The sequence below is a fragment of the Rhizobium sp. BK289 genome, from assembly GCF_014193575.1.
Lineage (GTDB): Bacteria > Pseudomonadota > Alphaproteobacteria > Rhizobiales > Rhizobiaceae > Rhizobium > Rhizobium tropici_C.
On the sequence record NZ_JACHZO010000033.1, the window covers coordinates 1 to 11,448 of the forward strand.

Sequence of the window (11,448 nt, forward strand, 5' to 3'; positions counted from 1 at the left end):
GTTTACGCTGGTGACGCGGGGTGGAGCAGCCCGGTAGCTCGTCAGGCTCATAACCTGAAGGCCGCAGGTTCAAATCCTGCCCCCGCAACCAATTATAAAAAAAGCCCGCTCAAGCGGGCTTTTTGCGTTCTGCCAACGCCGAAAGCATCCAACCAATCAGCCCCCAGAAAAAAGCCTAACCAAACCACGCTCCACAATACAAAGCCGCCTAACAAAACAATAACCTCCCCAAGCACTAAACAATCGCTGGCCCAAAGCATAAGCGCAAATCCCAATCCTAGCGCCGCGTGCCCTTACCCTTCAGGCTTCAGAATACAGCATTGCTCCGGCACCGGCACGAGCATCGCGCTGCTTCCGGCAGCCATCGGCTCCGATAGGACGCCATTGGCGACGATAGTACCGGCCGCTGTTTCGCATTGATACTGATAGGCGCGGCCGAGATAGGTGCGTGTTCCCAGAACCGCCGGCAGGCCGTCGCCTTCGCGTCGAACGGAAAGCCCGTCCGCGCGGCAGCCGAGGACAAAATTGTTCGGGATCGGCCCGAAATCTTCCTGCGACAGAGTGATCCTTGCGCCCCCTGCAGCCTCCGCCGTCACCAGTGTACCTGTCCGCTCGACGACCCTCAACGGCAGCAGGTTTTCGAAGCCGACGAAGCGGGCGACGAAGCTGTTGGCAGGCTTGCGGTAGAGGGTCTCGGGTGTATCGAGCTGCATGATGCGCCCGGCATTCATGATGGCGACGCGATCGGAGATCGAGAAGGCTTCTTCCTGATCATGCGTCACATAAAGCGAGGTCGTGCCGTTGGCGCGCTGCAGCTGGCGGATTTCCACGCGCATGTCGACCCGGAGCTTCGCATCGAGATTGGAGAGCGGCTCGTCGAACATGAGGAGTGGCGGCTCGATGACGAGGGCGCGAGCGAGCGCGACGCGCTGCTTCTGGCCGCCGGAAAGGGCGCCGGGCAGGCGGTCACCGAGGCTGGAAAGGCCGACGCGGTCCAGCATGGCGCTGGCTTTTATGAGGCGCTCCTTCGTCGGCATGCGGCGCTGCTTGAGGCCGAAGGCGACGTTCTCGAGTACCGTCAGATGTGGAAACAGCGCGTAGTTCTGGAACACCAGGCCGATATCCCTGGCATGCGCCGGCAGCGTCGTCAGATCGCGGTCGCCGAGCTTGATCGTGCCGCTCGTCGGCTGCAGGAAGCCGGCGACCAGCCGCAAGGTCGTCGTCTTGCCGCAGCCGCTCGAGCCGAGTAGCGAAACGAGTTCGCCCGCCGCGACCGAAAGCGAAAGATCCTGCAAGACGGCCGTCTTGCCGTAATGGGCGCTGATGGAGTTGATGGAGAGCGATACGGTCACGGGCGGCTACTTTGTCAGGAAGGTGAGACCCAAGGTCGCTTCGACGATCGCCATGACGGCGACGGTGACGAGCATCAGCAGCACGGAAACCGAGGCGATGGTCGGGTCGAAGAACTGCTCCATATGGGCGAGAATCTGGATCGGAAGGGTGGAGATGCCCGGGCCGGTCAGGAAGACCGAGACCGAGACATCGTTGATCGAGGTGATGAAGGCGAGGATGAAAGCGGCAATGACGCCGGCGCGGATATTTGGCAGCACCACGGTCATGAAGGTCTTCAAAGGGGGGCAACCGAGGCTGATCGCCGCCTCCTCGATGGAGAAATCGAAACTTGCGAGACTGGCGCTGACGACGCGCACCGAATAGGGCAGCACCAGCAGCGCATGGCCGATCAGGAGACTCGGGAAGATCGGCAGCCCTAGCCCGATCGTGATCGATTTCATCAGCGAGAAGCCGAAGACGATTTCCGGAACGAGGATCGGCAGGACGAAGAGGGTTGAAAGCCAGCGCGGTAGTTCGACCCTGTAACGGCTGATGGCATAGGCCGCTGGAATGCCGAGCAGCAGCGAAAGTGCCGTTCCGAGGAAGGCAAGCTCCAGGCTGGTGATCGCCGTCGTGCGGAAGGCCTCGATCTGAAAGATGTTCGAAAACCAGTGCAACGTCAGGCCCTGCGGCGGGAAGGTGAGATAGGTCGTGTCGCTGAAGGCGGCGCCGATGATGATGACGAGCGGCACCAGCAGGAACAGGAAGACGAGGGCCGTGAAAGCGATGAGTGCGGGATGGACCGTTCTTGTCATGATCACACAGCCATCGGGTTCAGCCGTCGTGCGAGACGGCTCATGATCGCGACAATTCCGATCGTGACGACCACCATGATGGCGGCGATCGTCGAGGCGCCGACCCAATCGAAGGTGACCATGGCGCGCTGATAAAGGAAGGTGCCCATCATCATCTGCTTTTCGCCGCCGAGCAGCTGCGGCGTGGCGTAGGAGGTGAAACTGCCGGTGAAAACCAGCACGGCGCCGACGATCAGGCCCGGCGTTGCCAGCGGCAGGATGACCTGGCGGAAGGTTGCGGCCGGCGTAGCACCGAGCGACGTCGCCGCCTGGATGAGATCCTGCGGTATGCCTTCAAGCACGCCGACGAGGGTCAGGATCATCAAGGGCACGAAGAGATAGACCATCGCGACGATTACCGAACCCTCGGTGTAAAGCATCGAGAGCGGTTCGCTGATGACGCCGATCGACAGCAATATTGTGTTGAGAATGCCGTTCTTACCGAGAATGATCAGCCAGGCGAAGGAGCGTACGACGACGCCGGTCAGCAACGGAAAGACGGCGGCGATGATCATCACGCTTTTGGCGCGGCCCGGCATCTGCGCGATCACATAGGCGGCGATGAAGCCGATAAACAGCGAGATCGCTGTCGTGATCAGCGCCACTTCGATCGTCCTGAAAAGCACGGTGCGGCGAAAGCCGCTGGAAAAGAAGGCGACATAGGGGGAGAACACCCCCTTGGGTTCGCCGAAGGTCGCTGCAATCGTAATGACAACGGGAACGAGCAGGAAGAGCGTTACGGCCACGATCGCCGGCGTCGCCAAACCCCATTTCATCAAATGCTTCATCAACCGAATTCCGTGAGAACGCCGCATGCGTGTACGGCATGCCCTGTTACATGCCGAAGATCTCGTTCCAGCGATCGACCCAGTCCGACTGCGCCTCGATCAGCTTCTGATAGTCGATGCGGCTAAGCTTGGCGATCATCTCGGCACCGTAGGTCCAGAGCTTGGCCTTTTCCGCCGGCAGCACCACCTTGGTTGAGACCGGAGCGTCGACGCCCTGTTCGGCTTCCGCCTGCTGCACGTCCTTCGACAGGATGAAGTTGATGAACTGGTGCGCGAGCTCGACGTTTTCCGAGCCCTTTGGAATATTGACCGTGTTGAGGACAGCGATATCGCCCTCCTTCAGATCGGCCCAGGCCATCGTCGGAACGGCTGATCGCAACGATGACAGAACAAAATCCTGCGTGATCGCCACCTTGGCCTCACCCGTCGAGATCAGGTTCACCAGTTCGGAGCCGGTATTGTAGTTCTTGACGACGTTCGGCTTCAGCGCCTCGATGGCTTCGAAGGCCTTGTCAGCATCGGCGTACGGATCGGCGCCGGCATGCTTGCCGGCTTGGAGCACCGTCAGCGGTCCGCCTGTCGTGGTGATGCCCGGCAGCGAAATGGCGCCCTTCAGGTCGTCGCGCCAGAGATCGTTCCAGGAGGTAATCGGCGGGTTCAGCTTCGCCGTATCGTAGACGATACCGATGCGGCCGATCGTGTAAGCGGGGCCGTAATTGCCCTGCGGTGCCTTGGCGATATCGTAGAGATCGGCAAGGTTGGGGAGCTTGCTGCGGTCGACTTCCTGGAAGAGACCCTGCTGTATGCCGAGCTGCGAATAACTATCTGTGAGATAGATGACGTCGACGCCCTTGCCCCCGCGCAGTTTCAGCTTGTTGAGGCGGTCGGCATTGTTGCCAGTTTCAAAGACGACCTCGCAGCCGCAGATCTTCTTGAAGGGCTCGATGATGTTGGCCTTCATCTTTTCGCCATTATAGCCCCACCAGGAAACAGTCAGCGTCTTTGCCTGGGCAAAGGCCGGATTGGCGGCCGCTGCTGTAAGCATGGCAAATCCCGCGACGCGGGCAAGGGAGAGGCCTTTCATTCTCGAAATCCTTTTGGTCAATGAAATCGGACATATGTTTCAAGCTTGCAGGATACTATTTTTCGAGCACCGGCTTTACAAGCCCAACAAATGGGCAGGGTTGCGGGTTTTTGCTTTTCATAGGATGAATACCTGTGGCGTCATGATGCAGTGCTGGATTATTGAAGTGCCTGAGATCATTGGGCTTCCTTGGGTCAACCGGTCGGCTTTACAGGCTCGTCCCTCATCTCTACCCTCGGCTGATCGATTTCACTGGCAGGCATGCGTCTCATGACATCCCCGAACACAAATCTTCCCGACGACCTGCTCGTCAACGCGGCGGATGAAGTGCGGATCCGTCAGGATCTGACGCTGACCGCGCTCGGCCGCCGGCCGGCGGATCGCCTGCTGTGTGTCGGCAAGCTCTTGGATGTGCATAGCCGCAGCTGGCTGGATGATCAGGAAATCGTCATCAAGGGCCGGCGCATCGCCTATGTCGGCCCGGCCGGCAGTTATCAGGGGGAAGCGAGCGAGCGTGTGCACGAACCGCATCTCGCCGCCGTTCCCGGTTTCGGCGAAGCGCATAAGCATATTGAAAGCTCGCATCTTACGCCGGAATGGGAAGCGGCTTTGGTCATGCCGCATGGCGTCACCTGGACTTGTGAGGCGAGCCATGAATTTTCCAATGTGAACGGCGCCCGCAATCTGGAATTCTGGCTGGAAGCACGCCGCCGCGGCTCGCCGATGAAGATATTTCCCTTGCCGGGATCGGCCGTGCCGCCGACGGCTTACGAATGGGGCGGCGGTCACTTCGGCTATGACGAGCAGAAATCGTTTCTGAGTGAAAGCCTGATGGTGGCCGGTCTCGATGAGGTCATGGACTGGCCTTCCGTCAGTAATCCCGAGAATCCGGCTTATGATCGTCTCTGGGGCATGATCCGCGCCACCTTCGAACAGCGCGGCGTCGTCGAAGGCCATGGCGCGGGCCTGCGCGATCTGGCGTCGATCAATGCCTTTGCCGGCGCCGGCCTGGCCTCCGATCATGAAGGCTGGTTTCTCGACGAGATCTGGGAAAAGCTGACGCATGGCCTCTTCATCGAACTCCGTCCGCATTCCCTGCCCGAGGTGATCAAGGGCTTGATCGAGAAAGGCCTGTCCGACTGGTCACAGATCGCCTTCGTTACCGATGATCGCAGCGCCAGCGATACGCTGAAGATCGGTGCGACGGATTATAATGTCCGCCTTGCGATCGAGAATGGATTGGCACCCGAAATCGCCATTCAATGCGTGACGATCAATCCCGCCCGCCACATGCGGCTGACGCCATGGGTCGGCTCGATTGCGCCCGGCCGTTTTGCCGATATCGTGCTGCTGGATGACGTGAAGACGCTATCGATCGCTAAGGTCTGGGCCGATGGCAGGCCCGCATCCGAAGGCAAGACTTTCATCGGCGTCCGGCCGGAGATCGATTGGCCGGATTGGGCGACGCGGACGGTGCGCCTTGATCGGGTCGTTACGGCAGAAGATTTTCGCATCGCCGCCCCATCGGATGGGGTCACGGCCAAGGCTGCATTGCTGCGGCCGTTCCATTGGGCAGATGATTTCATCACCATGGATCTGCCGGTCCGCGATGGCGCCGTGCAGCGCGATCATGATCGTAACGTCACGAAATTCGCGATCGTCGACCGTTTTTCCGGCGAAGCAAAGGTCGCGCGCATGTTCTGGCTGGGCACGGGCCCGCGCACGCCGAATACCGCGCTCGGCTCGACGCTCGGTCACGATAAGCACAATATCTGGGTCGTGGGTTCCTCCGATGAAGCCATGGCCATGGTCGCAAACGCGCTAAAGGAACAGGAGGGTGGCTGGGTGCTGGTTTCGGGCGGAAAGGTCGTCGCCCGTGTCCGTTACGAAGTCGGCGGCCTGATGACGGCGCGCTCGGCCGAGGAACTGGATGCGGAGATGCAGGCGCTCTATAAGGCCGGCGCCGAGATCGACTGGATGTACGAGCCGACCTTCTCGCCGCGGTGGTGGCCGGGCTTTCCCGAGCGGCTTTCCTTCGCGACGCTTACCTGTGCGCCCTGGCGCTGGGTTTTGGTTGCTCCCTCCGAAAGGGCGCCGGAGGGTTTCGTCAATGTCGCGACCGGTGAAACCCATCCCATCGTTTGGTGAGCAATATCCACTTTCCTTAATAAGAATATCCGCGCTCAAGCCGCCGCTTAAACGAATCACCTTATCTCGCCAGGTTGCAGTTCGATCGAGCCTTGACGGCTTGAGCATGCTCCTTAATTATCCATTTGGTTACTTGTGGCGCGGTGCGACCATGCGAGAGGACGAGGATAACCGTTGACGCACGTAGGCGGCGCTGTCGGGAAACCAGACGGAGGAGAAAACTGTGGTGGCCGTTGACAACGATGCGCCGCGGATCGTGTCGGCGTTTTCCACGCTGGGATGCGCGGAATTCGAATTGGATGAAGCGCTCGGCTTGGCGGCACGCCATGGTCTGGATGCTATCGAAATCCGTGCTCTTGGCGGCACGATCGATCTTTCTGCTTATTTCACCGAAAGGTTCGGTTCTCCGTCCGGCCTGGCCAAAGTGCTGCAGGCCTCTCCTGTTAGCGTATGCGCTTTCAATACCTCGCTGCGTCTTGTCGGCGCGACATCGCAGGCGAAGGAGGAGTTCCTGCGCTATCTTCCCTGGGCGGAGGCCGCCGGCGTCCGGTCACTGCGGGTTTTCGATGGCGGCGAAACCGGTGATGACGGCGAAATGGCGGAAGCGCTGTCGACGTTGCAATGGTGGAAGGAGACGGCCAGGCGTGAAGGGTTCCGCGCCGATATCATCATCGAGACGCACGATTTCCTCGCGCTGACCGATGCCATTCCCCGGTTCCTTGAAATGGCGCCCGATTGCGTGCTCCTTTGGGACACACATCACACCTGGCGCAAGGGTGGGCAGGATCCCGTCGAGACCTGGAAGCAGGTTCGCAACAATACACAGCATCTTCATGTGAAGGACAGTATCTCCAAGCCGGGGCCGAGGCTGCCGTATCGTTATGTTCTGCCGGGCGAGGGTGAGTTTCCCATGGCTGCACTGCGCGCGGTGCTTGCCGCGGACGATTATACTGGTGTCATGAGTCTGGAGTGGGAAAGACTGTGGCATCCGGATTTGCCGCCCCTGGATTTAGCTGTGCAATCCGCGCAGCATAATGGATGGTGGTTCCAGACGCCGCGGTGAATAGTTGTTGAAGTTTACTAATATTTTAGCTTAGTTTCATATAAGAAGGCGCTGCAGCAGTTGACTTTGCCGCGGCTCGCTAATTAATATATTAGAAATAGTTAAATAATAGCTTGTCGCCGCACGGCGCCGGGTTGATTACGATCGGTGCAACGTTTCCAGCTCGATGAAGGGGACCTCGGTGACATGGGGTTTGTGGGTGTCTGGAAGATGGAAAAGACGGATTTTAGACACCAGAAATCCGACGCTTCGGGGTCACGCGCGCTGTTGCCGGCCGTCGCTTCCTGTTTCCGAAGTTCCGGCCACAGCCGGCTCCCCTGCGAAGGGCTACGCGATGAAGGATAGTCCGAGCCTCGGAGAGGAGGGACATAGAGCCCTGATTTTGAAGGCGATCGCCGAAGGTGGCCTGGGTTTTGCCGCGCAATGGGTCCATGACGTCGCAAATGCCGGCGAAGTCTTCTATGCGGAAAGCCTCGCGCGCGTTACCGATGCGGACGGCACGGTGCACACCGCCGGTACATTTGTCTCCTTCCTCGAGCGGCAGGATCGCTGGTTCGATCTTGATCTGCGTATTCTTGATATGGTGCTCTCTGCTTTGGCAGAGGATGAAAGGCTGGTGCTCGGGGTCAATCTGAATGCGGCTAGCCTGTCCCGCTCCGATCGGTTTTCCGATGTCTTCGGCCGCATCAGCCGCAAACCGGAGCTTGCCCCACGACTCATTGTCGAGATCACGGAAGGCTATCCGGTCATCGGCGCCTCCATAGAGCGCATGAAGATGATCCGCGCTCTTGGCTGCCGCATCGCGATAGACGATTTCGGATCCGGCTTTGCCACGCCGGCGTCGCTGTTGCCGGTAGCCGCCGATATCGTCAAGGTCGACGCCGCCTTCGTACGGGACAACAGGCGCGGTCGCGACGGAAGCGACAGTCTTTCCCATCTTGTCGGCTTTGCCGCCTGCTTTGCGCCCTTCGTCGTCGTTGAAGGCATCGAAACGAGCTCGCAGCTTGACGCTGCGCGGGAGGCTGGTGCAACGCATGCGCAAGGCTTCTTCCTGTCGCAGCCGGTTTCGTTGGCGCAGCTTCGCCGCGGGGAAGGCCATTTTGCGGGGGGTGGGATGAGTATTGCCGCCATTATCCCGCCAGGCATGGCAGCAAGGTCGCCTTCGCGGGTGTCGCCGTGATGAAGCAACCGGCCCTTCGCTGACCGGGATTCGAGCGCCTGAAAGACGGCGCAATTTGAAACGGCGGGATGTCCGGCAGCGGGCGTCGCGCATGATGCAATTCGGGCGGGGCGGCGCGCGAGGAACCAGATGAAATTCGGGAAAAGATCATGGATTCTTTTAGCGAGAGAAAAGTGCCCGCCCAGCCGCAGCCGCGCCCTCTGTTCGACAGCTGCGTCAAGATTGTTTCGGCCTATGTCAGCCACAACGCGGTTCCGCTTCACAGCCTTCCCAGGCTGATCAAGGATGTCCACGAAGCGCTGCAAGCCTTGGATGCAGGCAGCACGACTGTCGGCCGTGCCAATCTGGTGCCGGCGGTGGATTTGAAGAAATCGGTGACGAACGACTACATCGTCTGCCTTGAAGACGGCAAGCGATTCAAAACGCTGAAGCGTCACTTGCGCGTGCATTATGGGATGACGCCGGAAGAGTATCGCCAGAAATGGGGATTGGCACCCAATTATCCGATGGTTGCGCAGAACTATGCGAACCGCCGTTCGGAGCTGGCGAAACTGTCCGGCCTCGGCGCCAATGGCAACAAGAAGGAAAGCGTGCGGTAGGGCTTGTTGCAGTCAGTCGCCGCAAGAAGAATGGCGCCCGGAAAGGGCGCCATCGCTTTCGGATATGGAGGCCGGATCGCGAAATCGGCGTATCGGCCGACACGGTAGGTCAGAAGACCTGACGCAGCACGATGAACAGCACGAAGGCCAGCGCGATCGAGGCGGGCAGCGTCAGGATCCAGGCCATCAGCATGTTGCGCACGGTCGACCATTGCAGACCGGAACCGTTCGCCGCCATGGTGCCGGCAACGCCGGAGGACAGGACGTGGGTGGTGGAAACCGGAAGGCCGAGATGGTCGGCCGCGCCGATCGTCAGCATGGCAACGACTTCGGCGGCAGCACCCTGGCCATAGGTCAGATGCGTCTTGCCGATCTTTTCGCCGACGGTGACGACGATCCGCTTCCAGCCGACCATGGTGCCGAGGCCGAGCGCGAGCGCGACGGCGACCTTCACCCAGAGCGGAATGAACTTGGTCGCATGATCGACGGCGGCGTGGTAGCTGGTCACGGCTTTGAGGTCGTCGGCGCTCATCGGCAGCAGCTTCTGCTTGTCGATAAGCTTCAGCGATTCACCGATCAGGTAGATATCGTTACGAACGTTGCCAACGAGGCCGTTCGGCAGCTTCTCGACGCTCGGATAAGCTGATATCTCGGCGCTGGTGGCGTGGATATAGGCCTGGAGCGCCGGAGTCGTCGCGTCCGTCCAGGTCTTGCTCTTGACGGCGTTGCTGACTGCAGCCTTCGGATCCGCCGGCACGGCAACGCCTGGTTTCACATACTTGCCGAGTACGGTCTCGACCTGCGTCGAGGCAGCCTTGTAAGCTTCGAGATAATTGACATCGGGCGTACGGTTCAGCGCGAAGGCAGTCGGTACGAGGCCGATGAGAATGAGCATGATCAGACCCATGCCCTTCTGGCCGTCGTTGGAACCATGAGCGAAGCTGACGCCGGTGCAGGTGAAGATCAGCAGGCCGCGGATCCAGACCGGCGGTGGCGCATTGCCCTTTGGCGCCTCATAGAGTTCCTTGTTGCGGATCAGCACCTTGGCGACCAGCAGCAGCAAAGCGGCCGCGCCGAAGCCGACGATCGGCGACAGCAGCAGCGACATGCCGACGTTGCTTGCCTGTGACCAGTCGACGCCGCTGGTAGCGGAGCCGGCGGGTGCCAGGAACTGGTTGGCGAGACCGACGCCGATGATGGAACCGACAAGCGTGTGCGAGCTCGATGCCGGCAGGCCGAGATACCAGGTGCCGAGATTCCAGATAATGGCAGCGGTCAGAAGCGCGAAGACCATGGCGAGGCCGGAGCCGGAGCCGACCTGCAGGATGAGCTCGACCGGCAGCAGCGCCAGAATGCCGAAGGCGACCGCGCCCGACGAAGTGAGAACACCGAGGAAGTTGAAGAAGCCGGACCAGATGACGGCGAATTCAGCCGGCAGCGAGCGGGTGTAGATGACCGTGGCAACGGCATTGGCCGTATCGTGGAAGCCGTTGACGAATTCGAAGCCAAGCGCGATCAAAAGCGCCAGACCGAGCAGAATCCACGGAACGGCGGCCGCATCGGCAAGGTCGCTGCCGAGGGCATAGCCGACATAGGCGAGGCCGCCGAGCACGACCAGACCGAAGAGCGGCAGAAACCATTTTGCCGAGGCCCCGGCGCCGTGAATGGGGTGATTGGCGTTGCCACCCTCGGAAGTGGTTGAAGCGAGGTCGACCATCCCAAACTCCTTTATGGCCATTGATATCCTCGGTGTAAGCCTCGTTCATGAAACTCTCGTGACGCGCGAGAGGGCGGATGGCAGCCGTATCAGTGGAAGGCAGGCGCTCTTTACGGACATATGGCTCCGACCTGCCGTCTTGATTTTGCCTCCAAAAGGCCTTTTTCGGTTCAGCCGTCGTTCATACGTCTGGGGGTTAAATCCTGCATGTAAGGGACTTGGATAGAGGGCCATCAAAATGAGATCGTCCGTGATTACCATCGCTGCCTTGCTCGGCAGTCTGGTTGTATCTTCGGCAGAGGCAATGCCTATCCCAGCCGTTGGGACAACGGCCTCCGTGCCGGTTGTGAAAGTGGATTATGCCTGCGGTCGTGGTTGGCACCTGACGCGTTGGGGCGAATGCCGCCCGAACCGCTGGGGCCCGCCGCCGCGGCGTTGGGGTTACTACAGACCGCCACCGCCGCCGCCATGGGGCTGGCATGGCCATCGTCGCCACTGGCGCGATGACTACGGCTGGCGCGATCGGCGAGGCTACTGGTGATCAGGCTGTGAGATGACAAACACCGTCGTGTTTCGCGGCGGTGTTTCCTTATATCGATAAATAAACCTCCACCTACGGTGGAGGACTGGACGAGTTCTACACGGTAGTTGAGAGACCTCCTGCTTGAACCGCTGGGGTGGCC

General features: G+C 60.2%; 10 protein-coding genes and 1 tRNA gene. 6 read left to right on the forward strand and 5 right to left on the reverse strand.

What is annotated here, in order from left to right; translation table 11 throughout:
* Nucleotides 1–14 precede the first annotated feature (14 nt).
* Nucleotides 15–91, forward strand: a tRNA-Met gene (locus FHT84_RS30990).
* Between the two features lie 202 nt (nucleotides 92–293).
* Here the strand turns inward: FHT84_RS30990 and FHT84_RS30995 are convergent.
* From FHT84_RS30995 to FHT84_RS31010, 4 genes are read right to left on the reverse strand one after another with little or no spacing between them, the layout of a single operon-like run.
* Nucleotides 294–1,352 (reverse strand): ABC transporter ATP-binding protein, encoded by a 1,059-nt coding sequence (locus tag FHT84_RS30995; RefSeq protein ID WP_169643945.1) that lies wholly within the window; start codon nucleotides 1,350–1,352, stop codon nucleotides 294–296.
* Between the two features lie 6 nt (nucleotides 1,353–1,358).
* Nucleotides 1,359–2,150: an ABC transporter permease gene (locus tag FHT84_RS31000; RefSeq protein WP_183765859.1), complete on the reverse strand. Its 792-nt coding sequence runs from the start codon at nucleotides 2,148–2,150 to the stop codon at nucleotides 1,359–1,361.
* Nucleotides 2,150–2,974, reverse strand: coding sequence for an ABC transporter permease (locus tag FHT84_RS31005; RefSeq protein ID WP_112401148.1), 825 nt, complete (start codon nucleotides 2,972–2,974; stop codon nucleotides 2,150–2,152). Before FHT84_RS31005 ends, FHT84_RS31000 begins: the two co-directional genes overlap by 1 nt.
* A 46-nt stretch (nucleotides 2,975–3,020) precedes the next feature.
* The gene (locus tag FHT84_RS31010; protein WP_246698685.1) at nucleotides 3,021–4,019 is read right to left on the reverse strand and encodes an ABC transporter substrate-binding protein; all 999 of its coding nucleotides are present in this window, start codon (nucleotides 4,017–4,019) and stop codon (nucleotides 3,021–3,023) included.
* 309 nt (nucleotides 4,020–4,328) lie between these two features.
* Between FHT84_RS31010 and FHT84_RS31015 the strand changes: the two genes are divergently transcribed.
* From FHT84_RS31015 to FHT84_RS31030, 4 genes are all read left to right on the forward strand, one after another.
* Entirely contained in the window at nucleotides 4,329–6,206 is a 1,878-nt protein-coding gene (locus tag FHT84_RS31015) for an adenine deaminase C-terminal domain-containing protein (protein WP_183765848.1), read from the forward strand.
* Nucleotides 6,207–6,432: 226 nt separating this feature from the next.
* Nucleotides 6,433–7,269, forward strand: a complete 837-nt coding sequence (locus FHT84_RS31020; RefSeq protein WP_285166240.1) for a TIM barrel protein — start codon at nucleotides 6,433–6,435, stop codon at nucleotides 7,267–7,269.
* Nucleotides 7,270–7,603: 334 nt separating this feature from the next.
* Entirely contained in the window at nucleotides 7,604–8,449 is an 846-nt protein-coding gene (locus FHT84_RS31025) for an EAL domain-containing protein (protein WP_183765851.1), read from the forward strand.
* A 149-nt stretch (nucleotides 8,450–8,598) separates the two neighbouring features.
* On the forward strand, nucleotides 8,599–9,048 hold the full coding sequence (locus FHT84_RS31030) for a MucR family transcriptional regulator (protein ID WP_183765854.1): 450 nt from the start codon (nucleotides 8,599–8,601) through the stop codon (nucleotides 9,046–9,048).
* A gap of 109 nt (nucleotides 9,049–9,157) precedes the next feature.
* On the opposite strand, the gene FHT84_RS31035 is transcribed toward FHT84_RS31030, so the two are convergent.
* On the reverse strand, nucleotides 9,158–10,765 hold the full coding sequence (locus FHT84_RS31035) for an inorganic phosphate transporter (RefSeq protein WP_183765857.1): 1,608 nt from the start codon (nucleotides 10,763–10,765) through the stop codon (nucleotides 9,158–9,160).
* Nucleotides 10,766–11,015: 250 nt separating this feature from the next.
* On the opposite strand from FHT84_RS31035, the gene FHT84_RS31040 reads away from it, so the two are divergent.
* A complete protein-coding gene (locus FHT84_RS31040; protein ID WP_285166238.1) occupies nucleotides 11,016–11,306 on the forward strand; it encodes a hypothetical protein in 291 nt (96 codons plus the stop codon).
* Nucleotides 11,307–11,448 lie beyond the last annotated feature (142 nt).

Bases quoted from the DNA above. Each gene is read 5' to 3' on its own strand.
- FHT84_RS31030 (WP_183765854.1), top strand. From the start codon at position 8,599: ATGGATTCTTTTAGCGAGAGAAAAGTGCCCGCCCAGCCGCAGCCGCGC.
- FHT84_RS31015 (WP_183765848.1), top strand. From the start codon at position 4,329: ATGACATCCCCGAACACAAATCTTCCCGACGACCTGCTCGTCAACGCG.
- FHT84_RS31005 (WP_112401148.1), bottom strand. From the start codon at position 2,974: ATGAAGCATTTGATGAAATGGGGTTTGGCGACGCCGGCGATCGTGGCC.
- FHT84_RS31025 (WP_183765851.1), top strand. From the start codon at position 7,604: ATGAAGGATAGTCCGAGCCTCGGAGAGGAGGGACATAGAGCCCTGATT.
- FHT84_RS31010 (WP_246698685.1), bottom strand. From the start codon at position 4,019: ATGCTTACAGCAGCGGCCGCCAATCCGGCCTTTGCCCAGGCAAAGACG.
- FHT84_RS31035 (WP_183765857.1), bottom strand. From the start codon at position 10,765: ATGGTCGACCTCGCTTCAACCACTTCCGAGGGTGGCAACGCCAATCAC.